Origin of the sequence: Streptomyces sp. NPDC006510 (assembly GCF_040611955.1) — a bacterium.
GTDB lineage: Bacteria > Actinomycetota > Actinomycetes > Streptomycetales > Streptomycetaceae > Streptomyces.
In genome coordinates this window covers 1-23,599 of the sequence record NZ_JBEXPH010000003.1, presented here as the reverse complement: position 1 = coordinate 23,599, position 23,599 = coordinate 1, and the positions used below count along the sequence as shown (strand labels likewise).

At 71.4% G+C, this 23,599-nt stretch carries 25 protein-coding genes; 7 read left to right on the top strand and 18 right to left on the bottom strand.

Annotated features, from left to right (window positions below):
- Window positions 1–128: 128 nt before the first annotated feature.
- The 5 genes from ABZY11_RS01975 to afsQ1 form a co-directional block, all read right to left on the bottom strand.
- The gene (locus ABZY11_RS01975; protein WP_124716783.1) at window positions 129–332 is read right to left on the bottom strand and encodes a PspC domain-containing protein; all 204 of its coding nucleotides are present in this window, start codon (window positions 330–332) and stop codon (window positions 129–131) included.
- 94 nt (window positions 333–426) lie between these two features.
- Entirely contained in the window at window positions 427–975 is a 549-nt protein-coding gene (locus tag ABZY11_RS01970) for a VanZ family protein (protein ID WP_356477238.1), read from the bottom strand.
- A 77-nt stretch (window positions 976–1,052) separates the two neighbouring features.
- Window positions 1,053–1,670, bottom strand: a complete 618-nt coding sequence (locus ABZY11_RS01965) for a hypothetical protein (protein ID WP_356477237.1) — start codon at window positions 1,668–1,670, stop codon at window positions 1,053–1,055.
- On the bottom strand, window positions 1,670–3,208 hold the full coding sequence (locus ABZY11_RS01960; protein ID WP_356477236.1) for a HAMP domain-containing sensor histidine kinase: 1,539 nt from the start codon (window positions 3,206–3,208) through the stop codon (window positions 1,670–1,672). Before ABZY11_RS01960 ends, ABZY11_RS01965 begins: the two co-directional genes overlap by 1 nt.
- Window positions 3,205–3,882 carry a two-component system response regulator AfsQ1 gene (afsQ1, locus tag ABZY11_RS01955; protein ID WP_176729344.1) on the bottom strand — a complete coding sequence of 226 codons (678 nt, stop codon included), beginning with the start codon at window positions 3,880–3,882 and terminating at the stop codon, window positions 3,205–3,207. Before afsQ1 ends, ABZY11_RS01960 begins: the two co-directional genes overlap by 4 nt.
- 192 nt (window positions 3,883–4,074) lie before the next feature.
- On the opposite strand from afsQ1, the gene ABZY11_RS01950 reads away from it, so the two are divergent.
- Window positions 4,075–4,836: a SigE family RNA polymerase sigma factor gene (locus tag ABZY11_RS01950; protein WP_356477235.1), complete on the top strand. Its 762-nt coding sequence runs from the start codon at window positions 4,075–4,077 to the stop codon at window positions 4,834–4,836.
- A 148-nt stretch (window positions 4,837–4,984) separates the two neighbouring features.
- Here ABZY11_RS01950 and ABZY11_RS01945 read toward each other — a convergent pair whose 3' ends face one another.
- Entirely contained in the window at window positions 4,985–5,692 is a 708-nt protein-coding gene (locus tag ABZY11_RS01945; protein ID WP_356477234.1) for a uridine kinase, read from the bottom strand.
- 63 nt (window positions 5,693–5,755) lie between these two features.
- Between ABZY11_RS01945 and ABZY11_RS01940 the strand changes: the two genes are divergently transcribed.
- Window positions 5,756–6,166, top strand: coding sequence for a hypothetical protein (locus ABZY11_RS01940; RefSeq protein WP_356477233.1), 411 nt, complete (start codon window positions 5,756–5,758; stop codon window positions 6,164–6,166).
- A 66-nt stretch (window positions 6,167–6,232) separates the two neighbouring features.
- Here the strand turns inward: ABZY11_RS01940 and ABZY11_RS01935 are convergent, their stop codons facing one another.
- The 3 genes from ABZY11_RS01935 to deoC are packed head-to-tail and all read right to left on the bottom strand — an operon-like array spanning window position 6,233 to window position 9,583.
- A complete protein-coding gene (locus ABZY11_RS01935) occupies window positions 6,233–7,186 on the bottom strand; it encodes an aldehyde dehydrogenase family protein (protein WP_356477232.1) in 954 nt (317 codons plus the stop codon).
- Entirely contained in the window at window positions 7,176–8,615 is a 1,440-nt protein-coding gene (locus ABZY11_RS01930) for an aldehyde dehydrogenase family protein (protein ID WP_356477231.1), read from the bottom strand. Before ABZY11_RS01930 ends, ABZY11_RS01935 begins: the two co-directional genes overlap by 11 nt.
- Window positions 8,616–8,620: 5 nt before the next feature.
- Window positions 8,621–9,583, bottom strand: coding sequence for a deoxyribose-phosphate aldolase (deoC, locus tag ABZY11_RS01925; RefSeq protein WP_356477321.1), 963 nt, complete (start codon window positions 9,581–9,583; stop codon window positions 8,621–8,623).
- A 124-nt stretch (window positions 9,584–9,707) separates the two neighbouring features.
- Between deoC and ABZY11_RS01920 the strand changes: the two genes are divergently transcribed.
- Window positions 9,708–10,358, top strand: a complete 651-nt coding sequence (locus ABZY11_RS01920; protein WP_356477230.1) for a PH domain-containing protein — start codon at window positions 9,708–9,710, stop codon at window positions 10,356–10,358.
- Between the two features lie 343 nt (window positions 10,359–10,701).
- Here ABZY11_RS01920 and ABZY11_RS01915 read toward each other — a convergent pair whose 3' ends face one another.
- The 3 genes from ABZY11_RS01915 to ABZY11_RS01905 form a co-directional block, all read right to left on the bottom strand.
- Window positions 10,702–12,351 carry a phospho-sugar mutase gene (locus ABZY11_RS01915; RefSeq protein WP_356477229.1) on the bottom strand — a complete coding sequence of 550 codons (1,650 nt, stop codon included), beginning with the start codon at window positions 12,349–12,351 and terminating at the stop codon, window positions 10,702–10,704.
- Between the two features lie 57 nt (window positions 12,352–12,408).
- The gene (locus ABZY11_RS01910) at window positions 12,409–13,233 is read right to left on the bottom strand and encodes a purine-nucleoside phosphorylase (protein ID WP_356477228.1); all 825 of its coding nucleotides are present in this window, start codon (window positions 13,231–13,233) and stop codon (window positions 12,409–12,411) included.
- 102 nt (window positions 13,234–13,335) lie between these two features.
- Window positions 13,336–13,773 carry a gamma-glutamylcyclotransferase gene (locus tag ABZY11_RS01905; RefSeq protein ID WP_072486709.1) on the bottom strand — a complete coding sequence of 146 codons (438 nt, stop codon included), beginning with the start codon at window positions 13,771–13,773 and terminating at the stop codon, window positions 13,336–13,338.
- Between the two features lie 248 nt (window positions 13,774–14,021).
- Here ABZY11_RS01905 and ABZY11_RS01900 point away from each other — a divergent pair, with 248 nt between their 5' ends.
- Entirely contained in the window at window positions 14,022–15,461 is a 1,440-nt protein-coding gene (locus ABZY11_RS01900) for an NAD(P)H-quinone dehydrogenase (RefSeq protein ID WP_356477227.1), read from the top strand.
- A 186-nt stretch (window positions 15,462–15,647) separates the two neighbouring features.
- Entirely contained in the window at window positions 15,648–16,616 is a 969-nt protein-coding gene (locus ABZY11_RS01895; protein WP_356477226.1) for a DeoR/GlpR family DNA-binding transcription regulator, read from the top strand.
- Between the two features lie 63 nt (window positions 16,617–16,679).
- On the opposite strand, the gene ABZY11_RS01890 is transcribed toward ABZY11_RS01895, so the two are convergent.
- Window positions 16,680–17,279: a helix-turn-helix domain-containing protein gene (locus tag ABZY11_RS01890; protein ID WP_356477225.1), complete on the bottom strand. Its 600-nt coding sequence runs from the start codon at window positions 17,277–17,279 to the stop codon at window positions 16,680–16,682.
- 133 nt (window positions 17,280–17,412) lie between these two features.
- Window positions 17,413–19,167 carry a biotin carboxylase N-terminal domain-containing protein gene (locus tag ABZY11_RS01885; RefSeq protein ID WP_356477224.1) on the bottom strand — a complete coding sequence of 585 codons (1,755 nt, stop codon included), beginning with the start codon at window positions 19,165–19,167 and terminating at the stop codon, window positions 17,413–17,415.
- Window positions 19,168–19,581: 414 nt separating this feature from the next.
- Here ABZY11_RS01885 and ABZY11_RS01880 point away from each other — a divergent pair, with 414 nt between their 5' ends.
- Window positions 19,582–20,025, top strand: coding sequence for a hypothetical protein (locus ABZY11_RS01880; RefSeq protein ID WP_356477223.1), 444 nt, complete (start codon window positions 19,582–19,584; stop codon window positions 20,023–20,025).
- A 32-nt stretch (window positions 20,026–20,057) separates the two neighbouring features.
- On the opposite strand, the gene ABZY11_RS01875 is transcribed toward ABZY11_RS01880, so the two are convergent.
- The 4 genes from ABZY11_RS01875 to ABZY11_RS01860 all read right to left on the bottom strand — a co-directional run bounded on the left by ABZY11_RS01875 (window position 20,058) and on the right by ABZY11_RS01860 (window position 22,826).
- Window positions 20,058–20,669 carry a nucleoside triphosphate pyrophosphatase gene (locus tag ABZY11_RS01875; RefSeq protein ID WP_356477222.1) on the bottom strand — a complete coding sequence of 204 codons (612 nt, stop codon included), beginning with the start codon at window positions 20,667–20,669 and terminating at the stop codon, window positions 20,058–20,060.
- A gap of 44 nt (window positions 20,670–20,713) precedes the next feature.
- Window positions 20,714–20,842 carry a hypothetical protein gene (locus ABZY11_RS01870; protein WP_326767404.1) on the bottom strand — a complete coding sequence of 43 codons (129 nt, stop codon included), beginning with the start codon at window positions 20,840–20,842 and terminating at the stop codon, window positions 20,714–20,716.
- A gap of 155 nt (window positions 20,843–20,997) precedes the next feature.
- Window positions 20,998–21,219: an acyl-CoA carboxylase epsilon subunit gene (locus tag ABZY11_RS01865; RefSeq protein WP_356477221.1), complete on the bottom strand. Its 222-nt coding sequence runs from the start codon at window positions 21,217–21,219 to the stop codon at window positions 20,998–21,000.
- Between the two features lie 14 nt (window positions 21,220–21,233).
- Window positions 21,234–22,826 carry an acyl-CoA carboxylase subunit beta gene (locus ABZY11_RS01860; RefSeq protein WP_356477220.1) on the bottom strand — a complete coding sequence of 531 codons (1,593 nt, stop codon included), beginning with the start codon at window positions 22,824–22,826 and terminating at the stop codon, window positions 21,234–21,236.
- A gap of 133 nt (window positions 22,827–22,959) precedes the next feature.
- Between ABZY11_RS01860 and ABZY11_RS01855 the strand changes: the two genes are divergently transcribed.
- A partial coding sequence (locus tag ABZY11_RS01855; protein ID WP_356477219.1) for a biotin--[acetyl-CoA-carboxylase] ligase occupies window positions 22,960–23,599 on the top strand: 640 nt, incomplete at its 3' end.

Below are 23,599 nucleotides of genomic sequence, written 5' to 3'. Positions count from 1 at the left end.
CGAGCCTGCCGGACCAGGAGCCGCCCACCACCCCCCGCGCCACCGCCCAGCCGAAGCCCGCCGGTCCGGCCCCCGCCCGGGCCACACCCGGACCGGGTGTCCGCCCCACAGGCGTATGTGTACGAGGGTCACCAGGCGGTGGCCGACGACGTCTTCTCGGACGGGAACAGCAGCCACAGCGCCAGGTAGAGCAGGAACTGCGGCCCCGGCAGCAGGCAGGAGACCAGGAAGATCACGCGCATGGTTCCCGCGGAGGTGCCGAAGCGCCTTGCCAGCGCTGCGCACACTCCGCCGATCATGCGTCCGTCACGGGGGCGGGCAAGTGCGGCCATGGTGGGCTCCTTCGCGAACCGTAGCTGAGGGAGCAGCTCCGTCGTGCTCCCGATGGCTCCATGGTGGCCCGGCGAAGGGGGGCAAAGCGTCGCTCTACGGTGCGATCCCGACCCTGGGAATCGTCGGGGTCGCACCCTGGCCCGCCTCGTCCCTGGGGTGGGGTACCACCCTGACCCGCTCCCTCTTCCTGCGGCGCAGCCGCGCCCGGCACATGGGCACGACGAGCAGGTGGGCGAGGGCCACGCCGGTGGTGTTCAGCAGCAGCGAGTCGACGTCGACGACCTGTCCGGGCACTCCGGTCTGGGCCAGTTCGATGGTCGTGGAGATGAGTGCCCCCGCCGCTACGGTGCGGGCCAGCGAGGCCCACGGGGAGACGGTGAGCCGGCCCCCGGCCATCGGCAGCAGTACGCCCAGCGGGGCGAGCAGCAGCAGCCCCTCACCGATCCGGCGGGCGGCCTCGACCGGGCCGAGCGACAGGTCGGCTCTGATGCCGGCGAGCGGATGAAGATTCGAGGCGGTCGTCCACGGCACGTCGAGGGGGCGCAGCGTCAGCCACCCGACGAGCAGCAGATGCGCGAGGAGGAGAGAGACCCCGGCCGCGCGGAAGCGGATGACGGCTTGACCGTCCGAACCTTGACGCACGCCCCCCAAGACGCGGCGGACGGCAGGATCGGTTCCGCCGACCCGGAATCCGGCCCGCACGGCGCCGGAGAGACGGCCTAAGCCCCCGTACCCGCCCCCAGCGTCGGGACCGCCTTGGGCCGCGCCTTCATCTCCGAGGTGCACAGATACCCGCGCGGCGGGTAGTTACCGGGCCCGCCCAGCACCACCGTGCCCTCCGCGGCGAGCGTGTCGCTCTCCGCGTACGTGCACACGATCTGCGCCAGTGCTTCGGACCGCAGGTCCTCCGGCTGCTCGCTGAGCCGCAGCGTGCCCGCCCGGTCGCCGCCGCGGGCCCCGTCGACCCGCAGGCTCTTCGGGACGGCCGTGGAGTACCCGGCCTGCCGTTCCGCGGCGGGCGGCTTCTGCCGAAGTTCGTCCAGGAGCGCCTGCGCGACCCGGACCCGGTCCGAACCGGCCTTGTCGACCTGCACCGTACGGTCCACCGTGACCAGCTGCGAGGAGCAGACCAGATAGATCTGTACGGGGATGCCCTTGAGGGCCTGCGTCGTGATGTTCTCCGCGGACATCGTGCACGGCACCTGGGACGGCGCGGCCCCGGCGTCCACCGGCACCGCGGTGGACCTGATGCCGCAGCCCGCGGCCAGCACGGCCCCGGCCACGGCCCCGGCCAGTGCCAGCGCCGAACGGCGCGCCCGGCGGTTGCTGCTGCTCATCACGTCGCGTCGCTCTCCTCGTCCTGGTCCCCGGCCCCGTGCCCACCGGCGGAACGGGTGAGCCGCTCGGCATCGCGCGGCAGCCGCAGCACGAACACCGCGCCGTCGCCGTCCGGCGAGTTCGCAGCCGTGATGTCACCGCCGTGGATATGCGCGTTCTCCATGGCGATCGACAGACCGAGACCGCTGCCCTCGGAACGCGGGCGCGAGGCACTGGCCTTGTAGAACCGGTCGAAGACGTGGGGCAGCACGTCCTCGGGGATGCCGGGGCCGTGGTCGCGGACCTCGATGACGAGTTCGTCGCCCTCGGTCCGCACCGCGACCCGTACCGGCGAACCGCCGTGCTTGAGCGCGTTGCCGATCAGATTCGCCAGGATCACATCGAGCCGGCGCGGGTCGAGGCGGACCATCATGCCGCGCTCGGCGTCCAGATCCACCGCGTCCAGCCAGGCCCGGACGTCGATGCAGGCGGTGACCTGGTCGGCGACGTCGACGGTGTCGAGGACGAGCCGGGCCGTACCCGCGTCGAAGCGGGTGACCTCCATCAGGTTCTCCACCAGGTCGTTGAGGCGCCGGGTCTCGCTCACCACCAGACGCACCGCGGGCGCGATCATCGGGTCGAGGCTGTCCGCCTCGTCCTCCAGCACCTCGGTGACGGCGGTCAGCGCGGTGAGCGGGGTACGCAGCTCGTGCGACATGTCGGCGACGAACCGCCGGCTCGCCTCGTCCCGCGCGCTCATGTCCGCGACCCGCTTCTCCAGCGAACTCGCGGTCCGGTTGAACGTACGGGAGAGATCGGCCAGTTCATCGGTGCCGGACACCGCGAGCCGGGTGTCGAGCTTGCCCTCGCCGAGCTTGCGGGCGGCGTCGCCGAGCCGCTGCACGGGCCGCAGCACGGTCGTCGCCGCGGCCTGCGCGAGCAGCGCGGAGCCGATCAGCGCGAGCCCGGTGGCGATGCCCAGGGACCAGGCCAGCGAGTTGAGGTCCTGCCGTTCCTGGTCGAGCGACTTCAGCATGTAGCCGGTCGGGCCACCGCCGATGATCTTCGTACCGCCCACCAGGTACGGCGTGCCGCGGATGCTGGTCCGCTGCCAGAACAGGTGGTACTCGTACTTGTTGCCCGCCTCCACCGGCTGCTTCTTGTTGACCGCCTTCTGCAGCGCCGGCGGCACGTTGTCGAGCGTGAAGGTGTCCAGATCGGAGTTGCCGACGATCGGCTTGCCGGTGTCGCGCTCGTCGACCAGCAGCACGCTGTAGCCGGGCGAACTGCTCGCCATCTGCACGGCCGCGTTCTGCAGATCGTCCCTGGTGGGATGGAGCGGCAGCGAGGCCGCCCGGCTCTGCATCTCCTGGCGGAAGTCCCCGAGCGCGGAGTCCTGGGTGCGCGTCAGCACGGCCTCGCGGTTCAGCCAGTACGCGATCCCCGACGCGGACACCGCGGCGGTCAGCGCCACCAGCGCGAACACCACGACGAGCCGCAGCCGCAGACTGGTCCAGCGCAGCCCGGTGAGCAGGCCCCGGCCGACGGCATCTCTCACTGAGGCGAGTCCAGCCGGTAGCCCACACCCCGCACGGTACGGATCAGCGTCGGCGAGGACGGTACGTCCTCCACCTTGGCCCGCAGCCGCTGCACACACGCGTCGACCAGCCGGGAGTCACCGAGGTAGTCGTGCTCCCAGACCAGCCGCAGCAGCTGCTGCCGCGACAGGGCCTGGCCCGGCCGGCGGCTCAGCTCCAGCAGGAGGCGCAGCTCGGTCGGCGTGAGCTGCAGATCCTCCCCGTTCTTCGTCACGGTCATCGCGGAGCGGTCGATCACCACGTTCCCGAAGGACGCGGAGTCGGTGGACTCGCGCTCGCCGCGGCGCAGCACCGCGCGGATACGGGCGTCGAGCACCCGGCCCTGCACGGGTTTCACCACATAGTCGTCGGCACCGGACTCCAGCCCGACCACGACGTCGATGTCGTCGCTGCGCGCGGTCAGCAGAATGATCGGCAGCTGGTCGGTGCGCCGGATGCGCCGGCACACCTCGAAGCCGTCGATACCGGGCAGCATCACATCCAGCACGATCAGATCCGGCCGCTGCTCACGCAGCAGTTTCAGGCCGTCCTCTCCCGTCGCCGCAGTGGCCACACGGTGGCCCTGGCGTGACAGCGAGAGTTCGAGGGCCGTGCGGATGGCGTCGTCGTCCTCGATCAGCAACAGGAAAGGCACGCTGGTCATTCTGACCCATGGTGAAGCCCCAGTTCGACAGTTGGGGCCGACTCATACATCCGGCGGGCCTCCGGCGCACGGTCGGCAGGCCCTGTGACAGGCCTGTGACAGTCGGCGGACAGCGTCATGAAACTGCCCCGGCAAGCTCTTTGGCACAAGGAACGGACGGACTCCACCGATGGGGGGCGCGAGATGAACGCAACTCACAGCATCACCGCAAGCGCAGTTGTCACGCGTCTCCACGACGTCGGCCGGAGTATCGAGAAGTCCGGCGCCGGGAGTGGACGGGGGTGCGTTCGTGGCGCCGGGCGTCAGCACACGTCGTACATGACGGTGGTTGACGCGCCTGTGGGGGGCAACGGGGGGAACAACGGGGGCAACGCGTACGGGGAGGGCACGGGGGAGCGGAAGGCCCCGGCGCAGGGCGAGGACGCCGAAGCGGCGTTCACGGCCTACGTCCGGGAGCGCCGCGCCTCCCTGTACGCGACCGCCTACCACCTGACCGGCGACCGGTTCGAGGCCGAGGACCTGCTGCAGAGCGCCCTCTTCTCGACGTACCGGGCCTGGGACCGGATCAGCGACAAGGCGGCGGTCGGCGGCTATCTGCGCCGCACCATGACGAACCTGCACATCAGCGCCTGGCGCAGGCGCAAGCTCAACGAGTACCCGACCGAGGAGCTGCCGGAGACGGCGGGCGACACGGACGCGATGCGCGGCACGGAACTGCGCGCCGTGCTCTGGCAGGCGCTGGCGCGGCTGCCGGAACTCCAGCGCACGATGCTGGTTCTGCGTTACTACGAGGGCCGCACCGATCCGGAGATCGCGGCCATCCTCGACATCAGTGTCGGCACGGTGAAGTCCAGCATCTGGCGGTCGCTCCGCCGGCTGCGCGAGGACGAGGTCCTCAGCTTCGGCCGTGACGAGGAGGAGTCCTTCGGCGAGTTGGTGGCCTGAGGCGAGGGGGGACACGGGGGACAACGGGGCCGCTGCTTCGGGGGAGGCGGCGGAGTACGGGGGAAGTGCTGCGGGGTCGGATGGGCCGGGGGGTCCTGTCCGGCCCCGTTCGCATGTCCGCGCAGTGGCCCGGTCGCGGGAGGGGCGGCTAGGCCGTCCCCCGTGCCGCGGGGGCCCGTCGGCATCGCCCTGCCGCGGCCGCGGCCAGCCGGCCCAGGGCCTCTTTCTTGCCGCACGGATGCGCGCCCAGCGCCGTCTGCCGCGCCACGATCCGCCGCTCCGCCCGCATCAGCCGCCACCCGCGCCGCAGCAGGAATGGCACCGACTTGCGCCCCTCGCGCAGATCCCGCAGCAGCCGGCGGCGGAACGTCGTCGACGGACGGCCGCGCAGACACAGCGCGTCCGCCAGTACACCCAGCTCCTGGCACCGCTCGACTATGTCCGCCGCGAAGATCCCCTCGGCCACGAACAGCGGCGTGCGCTCGATGTGGAGGGACTCCCGGTCGACCCGGGAGCTCGTGGCGATGTCGTAGACCGGGACGTGGGTGCGCCCCGCACGGCACAGCTCCGTGATCGCGGCGACCGCGGCATCGGCGTCCCAGGACTGCGCGGAGTCCCAGTCGATGTCCGTACTGCCGGGAACGAGCGGCAGCGTGGGGTCGTCGCCCTCCTTGTAGAAGTCGTCCAGGTGCAGCACCGGCAGGTCGGTGCGGGCGGCGAGGGAGGACTTGCCGGAGCCGGAAGGGCCCGCGAGCAGTACGACACGGGTCGGGATCGGTTGGGCATTCACAGGATACGAGTGTGAGGCATCGACCCGCGCAGGGGATCCCCCGGTGCCCTTGTTGGTATCGAGCATCACATCTCAACTACTCTACGCACTCGGATGATTACTCGATCGTCTTGATCAGGTGGGAATTCCATGGCACGTCATGCACTTTCCAAGTCCCGGCACCGCGCCCTGCTGAGGGCAGGTCTGACCGTCACCGCGGTGGGTGCCGCGCTCGGTGCGGGGGGTGCGGCGGCCCAGGCGGCGCCGCTGCCCCACGTGCCGGTCGTGGGCGCCGACAGCGGCCTCGGCGAGGCCGCCGGGGGCGCGGTGACCGGAGCGCTGGGCCACTCGCTCGGGAACGGCATCGCCCCGGTGACGCATCTGCGGCTCGACCCGCTGGCCGGTACGGGCACGGACCCGCTGGACAATGCGGTGGGGACACAGGTCGCCGACTTCAAGCCGCTCTCCACGGCCGCCGTCACCGACCCGGTGACCAGCGGCGGTGCGCTGAAGGACCTGCCGCTGGCCGGGCCGGTGGCGCAGGCGCTGCACGGCGGCTGAGCCGGGAACGGAACGGCCCGTTCCTCCGGAGCGCCGGGGGAACGGGCCGTTGTCGCGTGGGGCCGGTCAGTACGAGGAGCCCGAGACGCCCAGTGCGCCCGTCGGGTGCCAGACCGTCTTCGTCTCCAGGAAGGCCGTCAGGCGGTGGGTGCCCGGATCGGCCGTCCAGTCCACGGTGCCGCCGTCCACAGCAGAGGACGGGGCAGCGCTCTGCGCTTCCTTCTCGGGGCGGTGGCGGGAGCCGGGTGGGCGGAGAACCCGCTTCAGGTTGTCCGCCGCCGCGATCTCCAGCTCCTTCGCGAGCGCGGCGTCGGCGCCCGTGAGGTCGATGGCGTTGACGTCCTGATGGGACGCCAGCGGTGCCGCGATCTCCGCCGTCCTGCCGGACAGGATGTTCACCACGCCACCCGGCAGGTCGGAGGTGGCCAGCACCTCGCCCAGCGAGAGCGCGGGCAGCGGGGAGTCCGCCGAAGCGATGACGACGGCCGTGTTGCCGGTCGCGATCACCGGGGCGACGACCGAGACCAGGCCCAGGAACGACGACTCCTGGGGCGCCAGGACCGCGACCACGCCGGTCGGCTCGGGGGTGGACAGATTGAAGAACGGGCCCGCGACCGGGTTCGCCCCGCCCACGACCTGGCCGATCTTGTCGGTCCAGCCCGCGTACCAGACCCAGCGGTCGATCGCCGCGTCCACGACGGCCGCCGCCTTGGACTTCGACAGGCCCTCCGCGTCCGCCACTTCCCGTACGAACTGGTCCTTGCGGCCCTCCAGCATCTCCGCGATGCGGTAGAGGATCTGGCCGCGGTTGTAGGCCGTCGCGCCCGACCAGCCGCCGAACGCCTTGCGGGCGGCCACGACCGCGTCGCGCGCGTCCTTGCGGGAGGACTGGGGGGCGTTCGCCAGCCACTTGCCCTTCGAGTCCGTCACCTCGTACACCCGGCCGCTCTCGGAGCGGGGGAACTTGCCCCCGACGTACAGCTTGTAGGTCTTGAAGACGCTCAGACGGTTATCGGACATCGAGGTACGCCTCCAGGCCGTGACGGCCGCCTTCGCGGCCGAAGCCCGACTCCTTGTAGCCGCCGAAGGGCGAGGTCGGGTCGAACTTGTTGAACGTGTTGGCCCAGACGACGCCCGCCCGGAGCTTGTTCGCCACCGCGAGGATGCGGGAGCCCTTCTCCGTCCAGATGCCGGCCGAGAGGCCGTACTGGCTGTTGTTGGCCTTGGCGACCGCCTCGTCCGGCGTGCGGAACGACAGCACCGACAGCACCGGGCCGAAGATCTCGTCGCGCGCGATGGTGTGCGCCTGGGTGACGTTGGTGAACAGCGTCGGGGCGAACCAGTAACCGGTGGAGGGGAGTTCGCAGGGGGCCGACCAGCGCTCGGCGCCCTCCGCCTCGCCCGTCTCGGCGAGTGCGGTGATCCGGGCGAGCTGCTCCGCGGAGTTGATCGCGCCGATGTCGGTGTTCTTGTCCAGCGGGTCGCCGAGCCGGAGCGTGGACAGCCGGCGCTTCAGCGCGTCCAGCAGCTCGTCCTGGATCGATTCCTGGACGAGCAGCCGCGAACCCGCGCAGCAGACCTGGCCCTGGTTGAAGAAGATGCCGGTGACGATGCCCTCGACGGCCTGGTCGATGGGGGCGTCGTCGAAGACGATGTTGGCGCCCTTGCCGCCCAGTTCGAGCGTGACCCGCTTGTCCGTGCCCGCGACCTGGCGGGCGATGGCCTTGCCGACCGCGGTCGAGCCGGTGAAGGCGACCTTGTCGACGTCCTCGTGCTCGACCAGGGCGGCGCCCGCGTCGCCGTACCCGGTGAGGATGTTCACGACACCCTTGGGCAGGCCCGCCCGGCGGCAGATGTCCGCGAAGAACAGCGCGGAGAGCGGGGTCGTCTCGGCGGGCTTGAGGACCACCGTGTTGCCGGTGGCGAGCGCCGGGGCGATCTTCCACGCCAGCATCAGCAGCGGGAAGTTCCACGGGATGACCTGGCCCGCGACGCCGAGCGGGCGCGGGTTCGGCCCGTACCCGGCGTGGTCCAGCTTGTCGGCCCAGCCCGCGTAGTAGAAGAAGTGCGCAGCGACCAGGGGGAGGTCCGCGTCGCGGGTCTCCTTGATCGGCTTGCCGTTGTCGAGGGTTTCCAGGACGGCGAGCTCGCGGCTGCGCTCCTGGATGATCCGGGCGATCCGGAAGAGGTACTTGGCGCGCTCGGAGCCGGGCAGCGCCGACCACTTCTCGAACGCCTTGCGGGCCGCCTTCACGGCCCGGTCGACGTCGGCCGGGCCGGCCTGCGCGACCTCGGAGAGTACCTCTTCGCTGCTCGGCGAGACGGTCTTGAAGACCTTGCCGTCGGCCGCCTCGGCGAACTCGCCGTCGATGAACAGCCCGTACGAGGGCGCGATGTCGACGACCGCCCGCGACTCGGGGGCGGGGGCGTACTCGAATGCAGATGCCATGGGGATCAGTCCACCGTCACGTAATCGGGGCCGGAGTAACGGCCGGTGCTGAGCTTCTGGCGCTGCATCAGCAGATCGTTCAGCAGGCTGGAGGCGCCGAAGCGGAACCAGTGGTTGTCCAGCCAGTCCTCGCCCGCGGTCTCGTTCACCAGCACCAGGAACTTGATCGCGTCCTTGGACGTGCGGATGCCGCCGGCCGGCTTCACACCGATCTGTACGCCGGTCTGTGCGCGGAAGTCGCGCACGGCCTCCAGCATCAGCAGGGTGTTCGCGGGCGTGGCGTTGGTGGAGACCTTGCCGGTCGACGTCTTGATGAAGTCGGCGCCCGCCAGCATGCCGAGCCAGGAGGCGCGGCGGATGTTGTCGTACGTGGAGAGCTCGCCCGTCTCGAAGATCACCTTCAGGCGTGCGTCGGGGCCGTCGGCCCGCGCGCACTGCGCCTTCACGGCGAGGATCTCCTCGTACACCTTCAGATAGCGGCCGGAGAGGAAGGCGCCCCGGTCGATCACCATGTCGATCTCGTCGGCCCCGGCGGCCACGGCGTCGCGGACATCCGCGAGCTTCACATCGAGCGCGGCGCGGCCGGCGGGGAAGGCCGTCGCCACGGACGCCACCTTCACGCCGGAACCGGCCAGCGCCGCGACGGCGGTCGCCGCCATGTCGGGGTAGACGCAGACCGCCGCGGTGCGCGGGGTCGTGCGGTCGGTCGGGTCGGGATTGACGGCCTTGGCGGCGAGGGCCCGGACCTTGCCCGGGGTGTCCGCGCCTTCCAGCGTCGTCAGGTCGATCATCGAGATGGCCAGGTCGATGGCGTACGCCTTGGCCGTCGTCTTGATCGAACGGGTTCCGAGGGACGCGGCGCGCGCTTCGAGGCCGACGGCGTCGACGCCGGGCAGCCCGTGCAGGAAGCGGCGCAGCGCACTGTCGGACGCGGTCGCGTCGGAGAATGCAGGAGCTGTGGTGGGCATGGTCACCAGAGGAGCATATCTACGCGCGTAGCGACCTGTACAGGGGGACCGCTTCTCCGAGTACGGCGCGGTACCGGAGCGGCCGCCCCGGCGCCCCTTGCGCCCGTCAGGCAGAATCGGGCCCATGACGAGCCCCACACCACCCGCCGAGCCGGTCTACACCGACCGGACGTTCCGCTCGCCCGCCGGGATCGTCGGGGGTGTCCTGCTGCTTCTGCTGATCTGCTGGATCGGCGGGGACGCCTTGTTCCGGGGCGACGGCCGGGTACCGTGGCTGGCGCTCGCCGGGATGCTGACCTCGGTGCCGCTGGTCGTCGCGTTCACGCTGCGGCCCGTCGTGCTCGCCAACGAGCGGCGCATCCGGATCCGTAACCCGTTCCGGACGATCACCATGCCGTGGACCGCCGTCGCGGATCTGCGGGCCGGATATTCGAGCGAGCTGTTCACCGAGGGCGGCGCCAAGTACCAGCTGTGGGCGGTCCCGGTGTCCCTGCGGCAGCGGAAGAAGGCGGCCCGGCAGCAGTCCCGGCGGTCGCTGGACGACCCGTACGACCGTACGTCCGTGCAGGCCGATGTCCGCGACAGCAAGGCCCGGATGGCGTCGGCCGACCAGACCATGGCGGACCTGCGCGAGCTGGTGGAGCGGGCGAAGACGGGCGCGGGCGCCGCCTCGGCGTCCACCGAGCCGTCCGTGTCGGTGCGCTGGGCGTACGAGGTGATCGCCCCGGCGGTGGTGGGCGCGCTGCTGCTGGTGGTGCTGCTCGCGACCGGCTGAGAACCCGTCGGGTGACCCCGGATCGGATGGCGGACGCGGTCTGGTGCGTGCGATGCCAAGGCGGAGGAGGGAGTCGACGCGGAGCGTTGGCGACCGACGACAACGCGGGAAGCGTGCGTGCCAGGGCGTGGCCGCCCGGTCGGAGGTCACCCGACAGGCTCTGAGCCCGCACCGGACGGACCCGGACCCGAGCGAAGCCCGCACCGGCTCGGACGCTGTCGGTCGGTTCCGCCCCGCTGGATCTCGCGATCCGACGCTCCAGTCCTGCGTGGGCCCGGACACCGGCTTCACGTACCTGGTGCGCGACTGACGCCGTGGCTGCCCGGAACGCGGCCGTCCCCGCTCAGATCCCGGCCGCGGCCGCCAGATCGCGCTTGATCCCGTCGAGCAGCTCCGCACCCTTCGCACGGGCCGCCGGCAGCCCGTCCGCCGAACCGACCGGCACCACGACCTCCAGGTAGCACTTGAGCTTCGGCTCGGTGCCGCTCGGGCGGACGATCACCCGGGCACCTTGCAGGTGGTAGCGGAGCCCGTCGGTGGGCGGCAGCTCGGCGGTGCCCTGCGCCAGGTCCTCGGCCGAGGTGACGGCGAGGCCCGCGAGCACGGTCGGGGGCTGCTCGCGCAGCCGCCGCATGGCGTCGGAGATGACCGACAGGTCCTTCACCCGGACCGACAACTGGTCGGTGGCGTGCAGCCCGTGGGCGACCGCGAGGTCGTCGAGGAGATCGAGCAGCGTACGCCCCCGCTCCTTGAGCACGGAGGCGAGCTCGGCGACGAGCAGCGCGGCCGTGATGCCGTCCTTGTCGCGTACGCCGTCGGGGTCGACGCAGTAGCCGAGCGCCTCCTCGTACCCGTACCGCAGTCCGTCCACCCGGGCGATCCACTTGAAGCCGGTCAGCGTCTCCTCGTAGCCGAGGCCGGCCTTCCGCGCGATCCGGCCGAGCAGCGAGGACGACACGATCGACTCGGCGAAGACCCCGGTCACGCCGCGGTCCACCAGATGGGCGGCGAGCAGCGCCCCCACCTCGTCGCCGCGCAGCATCCGCCAGCCGCCGTCGGCGGCGGGGTCCGGGACGGCGACGGCACAGCGGTCGGCGTCCGGGTCGTTGGCGATGACGAGGTCGGGATCCGCGCGGCGCGCGGTCGCGAAGGCGAGGTCCATCGCGCCGGGCTCCTCCGGATTGGGGAAGGCGACGGTCGGGAACGCCGGGTCGGGATCGGCCTGTTCGGCGACGAGCACCGGGGCGGGGAACCCGGCCCGGTCGAAGGCGGCGGTCAGCACGGACGTGCCGACGCCGTGCATCGCGGTGTACACGACCCGGGCGGTACGCGGCGACCCGGTGGCGAGCACGGCGTCCGTGCGGGCCAGGTAGGCGGCCAGGACCTCGTCGCCGAGGACGTCCCAGCCCTCGTCGGGGCGGGCCACGCCGTCGAGCGGGCCGACCGCGGCGATCGCGGCGGCGATCTCGCCGTCCGCAGGGGGGACGATCTGCGAGCCGTCGCCGAGATAGACCTTGTAGCCGTTGTCGCGCGGCGGATTGTGGCTGGCGGTCACCTCGACGCCCGCGACGGCACCCAGGTGCCTTATGGCGTACGCGAGCACGGGGGTGGGGAGCGGGCGGGGGAGCACCGCCGCCCGCAGACCCGCGCCGGTCATCACGGCCGCGGTGTCGCGGGCGAAGTCGGCGGACTTGTACCGGGCGTCGTACCCGATGACGACGAGCCCGCCGCCCTGCCCCTGCGCCTTGAGGTACGCGGCGAGCCCGGCCGCCGCGCGGATGACGACGGAGCGGTTCATCCGCATCGGCCCGGCCCCCAGCTCACCGCGGAGTCCGGCGGTGCCGAACTGGAGCGTGCCGGCGAACCGTGCGGCGAGCTCGTCGGCACTCCCGGCGGACCCGGATTCGATGAGCCCGGCGAGCTCGTCACGGGTCTCGGGATCGGGGTCCTCCGCGAGCCACGTCCTGGCCTGCGCGATGAGGTCCTGCTGCACGGCGTCCGCCTTTCGGGGGGTGTTCGTGGGTGGGTGGGCCGGGGCCTGTCCGGTGGGTCAGATGCGTTCGAGGACCCGGGCCAGCAGCGCGCCCATGCGCGTGGCGGAGTCCCGCCCCGCCTGCAGCACCTCTTCATGGTTGAGCGGCTCGCCGCTCAGCCCCGCCGCGAGGTTCGTGACCAGCGAGATGCCCAGCACCTCGGCGCCGGCCTCGCGCGCGGCGATGGCCTCCAGCACGGTGGACATGCCGACCAGGTCGCCGCCCATGACGCGGACCATGTTGATCTCGGCCGGCGTCTCGTAGTGCGGGCCGGGGAACTGTACGTACACACCCTCTTCGAGGGTCTCGTCGACCTCCTTGCACAGCGCGCGCAGCCGCGGCGAGTACAGGTCGGTCAGGTCGACGAAGTTGGCGCCGACGATGGGGGACGCCGCCGTCAGGTTGATGTGGTCGCTGATCAGCACCGGCTGACCCGGACGCATGCCCTCGCGCAGACCGCCGCAGCCGTTCGTCAGGACGACGGTCCCGCACCCTGCCGCGACGGCGGTACGGACCCCGTGCGCGACGGCGGCGACGCCCCGGCCCTCGTAGAAGTGCGTGCGGCCGAGGAAGACCAGGACCCGCTTGTCGCCGATCCGGTACGAGCGGATCGTCCCGCCGTGCCCCTGCACGGCGGGCGCCGGGAAACCGGGCAGCTCGGTCACCGGGAACTCGGCCTCCGGAGCGCCGAGCGCATCGCCCGCGGGTGCCCAGCCGGAACCCATCACGAGCGCGACGTCGTGGGTCTCGGCACCGGTCAGCTCGCGCAGGCGGGCGGCGGCGTCGGAGGCGGCGGCGTACGGGTCGCCCTGGATCTGGTCCGGAATAACTGATGCGTTCACGCGGATGAGGGTAACCGGTGATTCCCTACGCGCGTAGATGCCCATGCGCAGAGTCTGCACACGCTTGCTCGTACTTTCACACAAAAGCGCTGGTGGGGCGGGTCAGCAGGGGCGCTTGCGGAGTTCCATCACATAGTCGTGCGGTGCGCCCGCGGACTCCGCCGCGTCGGCGATCTCGCCCAGATAGCGGGCGGACGGCAGCCCGCCCTCGTAGCCGTTCAGCACATACATCCAGGCCGGCTCCTCGCCGTCCAGGGTGTGCACCCGCACCCGCATCCGCCGGTAGATGTCGAGGCCGACACCCTCCCACCGGTCCATGGAGTCCTCGTCCATCGGCGCCAGGTCGTACAGCGCCACGAAGACCTGGGAACGGGGGGCCTCCACCACCGTGGCGAGCGCGCCTTCCCAGCCCATCTGCTCCCCGCCGAAGGTCAGCCGCCAGCCGTTGAGCCAGCCGGTGCCGCGCAGCGGGGAATGCGGTGCGCGGCGCGTCATCAGCCGCGCGTCGAGGTTGCCGGCGTACGCGGCGTAGAGCGACATGGGTTCGAGGGTACGGGAGGTGACCGTGAGAACGGCGACTCCGGTGCGGAAGACCACTTTCGGGGTTCTGCCCCCGGCCCCCGGGCCCCGGCGTGCACGCCCGGCGCACGGATGGAGGGCCCCGGGACGAAGCACCTTGGCGCGTGCGGGACAATGAAGTACGTACTGCATTCCCCCGGGGCGCTCCCCCGGACCCCCGGCCGGGGCAGCAGACGGCCGCGGGATGACATACGCGAGGCGGACTTTTCGTGACCCGGATCGTGATCATCGGCGGCGGACCCGGCGGCTACGAGGCGGCACTGGTGGGCGCCCAGCTCGGCGCGGAGGTGACCGTCGTCGACTGCGACGGCCTCGGCGGCGCGTCCGTGCTCACCGACTGCGTGCCCTCGAAGACCCTGATCGCGACGGCAGAGGTGATGACCACCTTCGACTCCTCGTACGAGGAGCTGGGCATCATCGTCGCGGACGACACCCCGCACATCGAGCAGGCCGCCCGGGTGGTCGGCGTCGACCTGGGCAAGGTCAACCGACGGGTGAAGCGCCTGGCGCTCGCCCAGTCCCACGACATCACCGCCTCCGTCACCCGGGCCGGCGCCCGCGTGATGCGCGGCCGCGGCCGGCTGGAGGGACTCCAGGCCGCCGACGGCTCCCGCCAGGTCGTCGTGACCGCCGCCGACGGCACGGAGGAGACGCTCACCGCCGACGCCGTGCTGATCGCGACCGGCGGCCACCCCCGGGAGATCCCGGACGCGCTCCCCGACGGCGAGCGCATTCTGAACTGGACCCAGGTCTACGACCTCGACGAGCTGCCCGAGGAGCTCATCGTGGTCGGCTCCGGTGTGACCGGCGCCGAGTTCGCGGGCGCCTACCAGGCGCTCGGCTCGCGCGTCACCCTCGTCTCGTCCCGCGACCGGGTGCTGCCGGGCGAGGACCCGGACGCGGCCGCCGTGCTGGAGGACGTCTTCCGGCGCCGCGGCATGAACGTCATGGCCCGCTCCCGCGCCCAGGCCGCGAAGCGCGTCGGCGACCGGGTCGAGGTCACCCTCGCCGACGGCCGGGTCATCTCCGGTTCGCACTGCCTCATGGCGGTCGGCGCCATCCCGAACAGTGCGGGCATGGGCCTGGAGGAGGCCGGGGTCCGGCTCAAGGAGTCCGGCCACATCTGGACCGACAGGGTCTCCCGCACCAGCGCCCCGGGCGTGTACGCGGCCGGTGACGTCACCGGGATCTTCGCCCTCGCCTCGGTCGCGGCCATGCAGGGCCGGATCGCGATGTACCACTTCCTCGGCGACGCGGTGGCCCCGCTGGACCTGAAGACGGTCTCCTCGAACGTCTTCACCGACCCCGAGATCGCCACCGTCGGCTACACCCAGGCCGATGTCGACGCGGGCGAGATCGACGCCCGGGTGGTCAAGCTGCCGCTGCTGCGCAACCCGCGCGCCAAGATGCAGGGCATCCGCGACGGATTCGTCAAGATCTTCTGCCGGCCCGGCACCGGCATCGTGGTCGGCGGCTGTGTCGTCGCGCCGCGCGCGAGCGAACTCATCCATCCGATCTCGATCGCGGTCGACAACAATTTGACGGTGGAACAGATCGCAAACGCTTTCACCGTGTATCCGTCCCTGTCGGGTTCGATCGCGGAAGTGGCCAGGCAGTTGCACACCCGTAAGCGTGCGGGCGAGGCGTAAGCGCCTTCGGGTACCCGGCAATCCCCGGCAACTCCCGCAACTCAGGCGGTCCGAGGGCCGCCGTCCGATCAGTACGGAACAACAACGGGGCCGCCTATACCACTTGGCGGCCCCTTGTATGTACAACTTCCGTTATCCGGCGCAAACTGCTGAAAACACTCGGGCGGTCACGTTACTGTCAGTTTCGTGTTCGCTGCAGAACGTCGTCAATTGATCCTCGAAATGGTGCGTGCCAACGGAGCGGTATCGCTCCGTGAGCTCGCCCGCGTCGTCCAGACCTCCGAAGTGACCGTACGGCGGGACGTGCGGGCACTGGAGGCAGAAGGACTCCTCGACCGCCGGCACGGCGGTGCGGTACTGCCGGGCGGTTTTACGCGGGAGTCCGGCATTCCGCAGAAATCCCATCTCGCCACCGCGGAGAAGACGGCCATCGCCGATCTGGCCGCCGGTCTCGTCGAAGAGGGCGAGGCCATCGTCGTCGGTGCCGGTACCACCACGCAGGAGCTGGCCCGCCGGCTCGCGCGGATCCCCGGCCTGACCGTCGTCACCAACTCCCTGCTGGTCGCCCAGGCGTTGGCCCATGCCAACCGGGTGGAGGTGGTGATGACCGGCGGCACGCTGCGCGGTTCCAACTACGCCCTGGTGGGCAGCGGTGCCGAGCAGTCCCTCCAGGGGCTGCGGGTCTCGCGCGCGTTCCTCTCCGGGAGCGGGCTCACCGCGGAGCGCGGGCTCTCCACGTCCAACATGCTCTCCGCGAGCGTGGACCGGGCGCTGGTGCAGGCCGCCGCGGAGGTGGTGGTCCTGGCGGACCACACCAAGCTCGGCTCCGACACCATGTTCCAGACGGTGCCGACGGATCTCGTCACCCGTCTGGTGACGGACGAGCCTCCCGGCCACGACGACCGCGCCGCCGCCGAACTACAGGCCCTCGCGGACCAGGGGGTGCAGATCGCGGTGGCCGGCGCGGGGGGCGGCCCCGCGGCGGCCGAGCCCCTTCCGCACGGCCGCCAGGGCCGCCGCGACATGCCGCTGCCCGGACAGCGCCGTACGCACGGGGGCGGCCCCGGGGGACCGGGCCCGCAGCAGCTGCGGAGCGCGGCGGTGCTGGCGGAGCAGGGGGAACGGGCGAGAGTGGCGGACCTGCGGCGCCGCTGAGATGTGTGGGGCGGGCGCGGGTGAGCCCGCGGCCTGCCCTGCCTCTTTGCCGGCCCGACGTCCTCAACTCCCCTCCGCGTTCGGCCCCTTCAGCCCCTGCAAAGTCAACATCAGCAGCCGGCCCGCCAACTCCGGGTCGTCCGGGGACTGTTCGGCGGCCAGTGCGATCGCGTTCGTCAGCTTCATCAGGTCGCCGATCGACACGTCCGGCCGTACGGCCCCGCTCGCCTGCGCCCGCGCCAGCAGTACCGAACCCGCCTCGCGCAGCGGCACATTGCACTGCGACAGGGCCGAAGTCTCGTCCCGTGACGTCGACATGAGCGCCTGTGCGAGCCCGCGGTACTCACCCGCGTGGGTGATGATCGCGCCCAGCCACTCCACCAGGCCCTCGCACGGCTGCCGTGCCCCCGCGAGCTCGCGGGAGCGGGTGATCAGCGAGGTCAGGGCCTCCTGGAAGACCGCGTTCATCAGCGCGTGCCGGTTCGGGAAGTGCCGGTACAGCGTGCCGATCCCCACGCCCGCGCGTCGCGCGATGTCCTCCAGGGACGCGTCGGTGCCGTGCTCCGCGAAGGCGGTCCGGGCCTCGCTCAGCAGCCGGTCGTAATTCCGGCGCGCGTCGGCACGCATGGGCCGGGGCGGCGTCTGTGCCGTACTGATCGCCATGGCGCGGTCATCCCTTCTTCCACCTCGGGGTCCAGGATGCCACCGCGCGTCCGCGGCGGTGACCGCACGACCAGGGGCCCCCGCGGAGTCGCACGACTTCGCAGGGGCCCCGGTGGTACGGATACCGCGTCGGTCAGTCCTTGATCTCGCAGATGACGGCGCCGGAGGAGACCGAGCTGCCGACCTCGGCGGCGAGGCCCTTGACGGTGCCGGAGCGGTGCGCGTTCAGCGGCTGCTCCATCTTCATGGCCTCCAGGACGACGATCAGGTCGCCCTCCTGGACCTCCTGGCCCTCCTCGACGGCGATCTTGACGATGGTGCCCTGCATCGGGGAAGCAAGAGTGTCGCCGGAGACCGCGGAGCCGCTCTTCTTCGCGGCACGGCGCTTGGGCTTGGCGCCCGCGGCGAGTCCGGTACGGGCCAGGCTCATGCCGAGGGAGGAGGGGAGGGAGACCTCAAGGCGCTTGCCGCCGACCTCGACGACGACCGTCTCGCGGCCGGCCTCCTCCTCGGCCTCCGCGTCGGCGGCGGCGGTGAAGGGCTTGATGTCGTTGACGAACTCGGTCTCGATCCAGCGGGTGTGGACCTGGAACGGCTCGCTGGTGAAGGCCGGGTCGGTGACGACCGCGCGGTGGAACGGGATGGCGGTGGCCATGCCCTCCACATTGAACTCGGCCAGCGCACGGGCCGCGCGCTGCAACGCCTGCTCACGGGTCGCGCCGGTCACGATGAGCTTCGCCAGCAGCGAGTCCCAGGCGGGGCCGATGACGGAGCCGGACTCCACGCCCGCGTCGAGGCGGACACCGGGGCCGGTCGGCGGGGCGAACGTGGTGACGGTGCCCGGGGCGGGCAGGAAGCCGCGGCCCGGGTCCTCGCCGTTGATCCGGAACTCGAAGGAGTGCCCGCGCACGGCCGGGTCGCCGTAGCCCAGCTCCTCGCCGTCGGCGATGCGGAACATCTCGCGCACCAGGTCCAGGCCGGTGACCTCCTCGGTCACCGGGTGCTCGACCTGGAGACGGGTGTTCACCTCCAGGAACGAGATGGTGCCGTCCATGCCGACCAGGAACTCCACCGTGCCGGCGCCGACGTAGCCGGCCTCCTTGAGGATGGCCTTGGACGCCGCGTACAGCTCCGCGTTCTGCGCCTCGGACAGGAACGGGGCCGGGGCCTCCTCGACCAGCTTCTGGTGGCGGCGCTGGAGCGAGCAGTCACGGGTGGAGACCACGACGACGTTGCCGTGGCTGTCGGCCAGGCACTGCGTCTCCACGTGGCGCGGGCGGTCGAGGTAGCGCTCCACGAAGCACTCGCCCCGGCCGAACGCCGCGACGGCCTCACGGACCGCGGAGTCGTACAGCTCCGGGATCTCCTCCAGCGTGCGGGCCACCTTCAGGCCGCGACCGCCGCCACCGAAGGCGGCCTTGATCGCGATCGGCAGCCCGTGCCGCTCGGCGAACGCCACGACCTCGGCGGAGCCCTCGACGGGGTCGGGCGTGCCTGCCACCAGCGGGGCCCCGGCACGCTGCGCGATGTGCCTCGCAGCGACCTTGTCGCCGAGGTCGCGGATGGCCTGCGGCGGCGGGCCGATCCAGGTCAGGCCGGCGTCGAGCACGGCCTGCGCGAATTCGGCGTTCTCCGACAGGAAGCCGTAGCCCGGGTGGATCGCGTCGGCCCCGGAGTCCTTGGCAGCCTGGAGCACCTTGGCCATGTCCAGGTAGCTGGCGGCCGGGGTGTCACCGCCCAGAGCGAATGCCTCGTCGGCCGCGCGCACATGCAGAGCGTCGCGGTCCGGGTCTGCGTAGACGGCCACGCTCCCGATCCCGGCATCCCGGCATGCCCGAGCAACACGGACAGCAATTTCGCCACGGTTGGCGATGAGCACCTTGCGCACGATGGCTCCCTCCTTGAAACAAGCTGAGTTTAGGGACTACCGACACGGCCCTACGACCCGTCCCCAATGGTGAGCTTGCCCACACGGAGTGTGATTCGAGGCTTGCTCAAGTCGCGAAATCCCTTGTGGCACCACGGTACGCCGGGTTTCATAACCGCACAGTAGCCACGAGGTGTGGTCCAGGTCTCTGTTCATGCGGGCTGCGACTCCTCGCGTTTCTTTGTCGAGTCCCCACTAATGGGCGAACGATTCTTTGCCCGACATACCGGAGCCGCGAGATGGGGGGCGCGGGGAGAGTGCGCCCGCGCGCGCCAGGAGCGCGGGGCGGGAGTGGGGATCGCCGGGGCCCTTGTCCGGAGCATTACCGGTTAGTAGGGTCCGCGCTATCGCACGTACTGCAGGTAACACAGGGGGGTGGGCACCGTGGTACGCAGACCGGTGGCGTTCGTGGCCGCGATCGTGCTGTTCGTGGAAGCCGTGGGCATCGTGCTCATCAACGGCATCCTGGCGACGGTCGTCAAGAACCAGACCATGTCACTGGCCGGGATGGACCCCGCCGTCATGTCCAACGGCACCTGGGCGATGGGCGGCGTCTTCGGCCTGTACCTGCTGCTGTGCGGGCTGCTCCTGCTGCTGGCCGGCATCCGCGACCGGGCCCCCGGCCGTATCGCCCGAATCGTCCTGATCACCTGCGCCGTGGTGCACGCGGTGCTGGGCGCGCTGACGGTCGGGCTGGTCGGCTGGGCAGCGTTCGCGAGTCTGATGGTGGTGCTCGGGCTGATAGTGCTCACGCTGGTGGCGTACGGCACCGGGCCCGACGAGCCCGCCGAGGACGCCGGAGCCCCGGCGCCGGTCTGAACCGCAAGCGGCCGCTCGGATCGCGCGTCCGCTCAGACCCAGAGCTCGGTGACGGAGATCCCGAGCTCGCCCAGCAGCCGGCGCAGCAGCGGCAGCGAGAGCCCGATGACATTGCCGTGGTCGCCCTCGATGGAGTCGACGAACGGCGCCGAACGGCCGTCCAGGGTGAAGGCGCCCGCGACATGGAGCGGCTCGCCGGTGGCCACGTAGGCGGCGATCTCGGCGTCCGTCGGTTCGCCGAAGCGGACGGTCGTGGAGGCGGTCGCCGACGCGGTACGTCCGGTCGAGGTGTCGATCACGCTGTGGCCCGTTTGCAGCACACCGGCCCTGCCGCGCATGGACTTCCAGCGGGCGATGGCCTCCTCGCCGTCGGCCGGCTTGCCGAGCGCCTCGCCGTCGAGTTCGAGCACCGAGTCGCAGCCGATGACCAGAGCGCCCGCCGCCTCCGCCCGGCCGGCCACCGCCACGGCCTTGGCCTCGGCGAGCACCAGCGCCAGCTCCGCCGGTGTCGGGGCGTTCAGCGCGTCCTCGTCGACCCCGCTGACGATCACCTCGGGCGCGAAGCCGGCCTGCCTCAGCAGACCGAGACGGGCGGGGGAGGCGGAGGCGAGCACGAGACGGCGCTGATCAGTCATACGGGCCATCGTAGAAGAGCCGGACGAGCCGCGGCCCTGCGCGGGCACACCCCTCAGCGCATCCCGAGCACGAACATCGCGACCACCATCGCGAGCGCGAGCACCAGCCCCGCGCGGCGCATCATGTCCTGGGCGTCGCGCAGTTCCTTCGGCGGCTTGTTCTCGGGGTCGGACCACAGCATGGAAACGATCCTGCTGCCGCGGCGGACGGTGCGCCTGAGTACGGGTACTCAGCCGCCGTGGTGCGTACGGGCCAGATCGGGCCCGGACGCACCGGAGGTCCGGACCCAAAGGGGCCCGGACCTCCGAACACGTGCGCGAAGGGATGCTCCCGCGACTACCCGGGCCAGTACGTCCTGGCCCAGGCCCGCGGCCCCGGCAGATGACGCGTGCGCCGGGCGATGCGACCCGGGTCGGACCACTGGCCGGGCAGCGCCGGCCCGCCGGCCGGTGTGCCGGACGGCTCCTCGGACGTCGTCGCCGCGGCGCGCGCCCGCACCACCGCCAGTGCGGCGGCCAGCTCCTCAGGGGTCGGGTTGCCCCGTACGACCTTGATCATGGCCAGGACCCTTTCTAGAGGGGGATGTTGCCGTGCTTCTTCGGGGGCAGCGACTCCCGCTTGGTACGTAGCTGGCGCAGCCCCTTCACGATGTGGGCGCGGGTGTCGGACGGCATGATCACCGCGTCGACGTAGCCGCGTTCGGCCGCCACGTAGGGGTTGAGCAGCGCGTCCTCGTAGTCGGCGATCAGCTCGGCGCGGGTGGCGTCTGCCTCGTCGGGGTCCGTGACGGCGGCGATCGTGCGCCGGTGCAGGATGTTCACCGCACCCTGCGCGCCCATCACCGCGATCTGCGCGGTCGGCCAGGCGAGGTTGATGTCGGCGCCCAGGTGCTTGGAACCCATGACGTCGTACGCGCCGCCGAACGCCTTGCGGGTGATCACGGTGATCAGCGGGACGGTCGCCTCGGCGTAGGCGTAGATCAGCTTGGCGCCGCGGCGGATGATTCCGCCGTACTCCTGGTCGACGCCGGGCAGGAAGCCGGGGACGTCGACGAAGGTCAGCACGGGCACGTTGAAGGCGTCGCAGGTGCGGACGAAGCGCGCGGCCTTCTCGCTCGCGTTGATGTCCAGGCAGCCCGCGAACTGCATCGGCTGGTTGGCGACGATGCCGACCGGGTAGCCCTCGACGCGCCCGAAGCCGGTGATGATGTTCGGCGCGAACAGGGCCTGGGTCTCCAGGAACTCGCCGTCGTCCAGCACGTGTTCGATGGCGGTGTGCATGTCGTACGGCTGGTTGGCCGAGTCCGGGATGAGCGTGTTGAGCTCGCGGTCCTCGTCCGTGGTGGCGAGACTCGCGACCTCGGGGAAGGCGGGCGCCTCGGACAGGTTGTTCGAAGGGAGGTACGAGAGCAGCGACTTGACGTACTCGATGGCGTCCTTCTCGTCGCCCGCCATGTGGTGCGCCACACCGGAGGTGGTGTTGTGGGTACGGGCGCCGCCGAGCTCCTCGAAGCCGACGTCCTCGCCGGTGACCGTCTTGATGACGTCGGGGCCGGTGATGAACATGTGCGAGGTCTGGTCGACCATGACCGTGAAGTCGGTGATCGCGGGGGAGTAGACCGCGCCGCCCGCGCACGGCCCGACGATCAGCGAGATCTGCGGCACCACGCCCGAGGCGTGCACATTGCGGCGGAAGATCTCGGCGAACAGACCGAGCGCGGCGACGCCTTCCTGGATCCGGGCGCCACCGCCGTCGTTGATGCCGATGACCGGGCAGCCGGTCTTCAGCGCGAAGTCCATCACCTTGACGATTTTCTCACCGTAGACCTCGCCGAGCGAGCCGCCGAAGATGGTGAAGTCCTGCGAGTACACGCAGACGGGGCGGCCGTCGACCGTGCCGTAGCCGGTGACGACACCGTCTCCGTACGGGCGGTTCTTCTCGATGCCGAAGCTGGTGGAACGGTGCCGGGCGAATTCGTCGAGCTCCACGAAGGAACCCTCGTCGAGCAGCAGGTCGACCCGTTCGCGCGCGGTCAACTTGCCCTTGGCGTGCTGCTTCTCGACCGCGCGCGCGGAGCCCGCGTGCGTCGCCTCGTCGATTCGGCGCTGCAGGTCCGCGATCTTGCCCGCGGTGGTGTGGATGTCGGTCTCTTCCGGCTCGGACATCGGGTTGCGGCTCCCTGCCTGGTCACGGGGACGACTGTGCTGCTGATCAGGTACTGAACACCTACTGATCCGTAGGGTATCGGCGCGGATACGGTTCGGCAGTGCGTCGTTTGCCACACCTAGTCTGGCTTGCATGACACCTTCGGATACGCCACGGAGCCGTTGGTCGGACCTGGACCGACCGCCCCTGAATGTCTCCGCGCTGCGACGCGGACTGCTGCGGCCGGGCGGACTGTGGACCGCGCTCGACGTCGTGGAGACCACCGGGTCCACCAACACCGACCTTGCCGAGCAGGCGGCGGCGGGACTCGCCGGGGGCGCGGTACTGGTCGCCGAGGAGCAGACCGCGGGCCGCGGCCGCCTCGATCGCACCTGGACGGCTCCGGCCCGTTCGGGCCTGTTCTTCTCCGTCTACCTGACGCCGGCCGGTATCCCCGTCGAGCGGTGGGGCTGGCTGCCGCTGCTCGCCGGCGTCGCCACGGCGACGGGCCTCGCGAGGGCCGCGGGCGTCGACACGGCCCTGAAGTGGCCCAACGACCTGCTGGTCACGATCCCCAAGGGCTCCGACAAGCTCCGTCCAGGGGAGACCCCACCGGGCGAGGAGCGCAAGGCGGGCGGCATCCTGGCCGAGCGCGCCGGGAACGGCGTCGTCGTCGGTATCGGCGTCAACGTCTCCCTGCGGGCCGAGGAGCTGCCCGCCCCCACGGCCGCCTCGCTGGCCCTGGCCGGGGCCGTCTCCACCGACCGCGAGACGCTGCTGCGGGGCGTGCTGC

What these genes read in the sequence shown, in the direction of transcription:
- ABZY11_RS01975 (WP_124716783.1), bottom strand. Translation starts at nt 332, where the DNA reads ATGGCCGCACTTGCCCGCCCCCGTGACGGACGCATGATCGGCGGAGTG.
- ABZY11_RS01965 (WP_356477237.1), bottom strand. Translation starts at nt 1,670, where the DNA reads ATGAGCAGCAGCAACCGCCGGGCGCGCCGTTCGGCGCTGGCACTGGCC.
- ABZY11_RS01950 (WP_356477235.1), top strand. Translation starts at nt 4,075, where the DNA reads ATGAACGCAACTCACAGCATCACCGCAAGCGCAGTTGTCACGCGTCTC.
- ABZY11_RS01945 (WP_356477234.1), bottom strand. Translation starts at nt 5,692, where the DNA reads ATGCTCGATACCAACAAGGGCACCGGGGGATCCCCTGCGCGGGTCGAT.
- ABZY11_RS01940 (WP_356477233.1), top strand. Translation starts at nt 5,756, where the DNA reads ATGGCACGTCATGCACTTTCCAAGTCCCGGCACCGCGCCCTGCTGAGG.
- ABZY11_RS01935 (WP_356477232.1), bottom strand. Translation starts at nt 7,186, where the DNA reads ATGTCCGATAACCGTCTGAGCGTCTTCAAGACCTACAAGCTGTACGTC.
- ABZY11_RS01930 (WP_356477231.1), bottom strand. Translation starts at nt 8,615, where the DNA reads ATGGCATCTGCATTCGAGTACGCCCCCGCCCCCGAGTCGCGGGCGGTC.
- deoC (WP_356477321.1), bottom strand. Translation starts at nt 9,583, where the DNA reads ATGCCCACCACAGCTCCTGCATTCTCCGACGCGACCGCGTCCGACAGT.
- ABZY11_RS01920 (WP_356477230.1), top strand. Translation starts at nt 9,708, where the DNA reads ATGACGAGCCCCACACCACCCGCCGAGCCGGTCTACACCGACCGGACG.
- ABZY11_RS01905 (WP_072486709.1), bottom strand. Translation starts at nt 13,773, where the DNA reads ATGTCGCTCTACGCCGCGTACGCCGGCAACCTCGACGCGCGGCTGATG.
- ABZY11_RS01890 (WP_356477225.1), bottom strand. Translation starts at nt 17,279, where the DNA reads ATGGCGATCAGTACGGCACAGACGCCGCCCCGGCCCATGCGTGCCGAC.
- ABZY11_RS01875 (WP_356477222.1), bottom strand. Translation starts at nt 20,669, where the DNA reads ATGGCCCGTATGACTGATCAGCGCCGTCTCGTGCTCGCCTCCGCCTCC.
- ABZY11_RS01870 (WP_326767404.1), bottom strand. Translation starts at nt 20,842, where the DNA reads ATGCTGTGGTCCGACCCCGAGAACAAGCCGCCGAAGGAACTGCGCGAC.
- ABZY11_RS01865 (WP_356477221.1), bottom strand. Translation starts at nt 21,219, where the DNA reads ATGATCAAGGTCGTACGGGGCAACCCGACCCCTGAGGAGCTGGCCGCC.
- ABZY11_RS01860 (WP_356477220.1), bottom strand. Translation starts at nt 22,826, where the DNA reads ATGTCCGAGCCGGAAGAGACCGACATCCACACCACCGCGGGCAAGATC.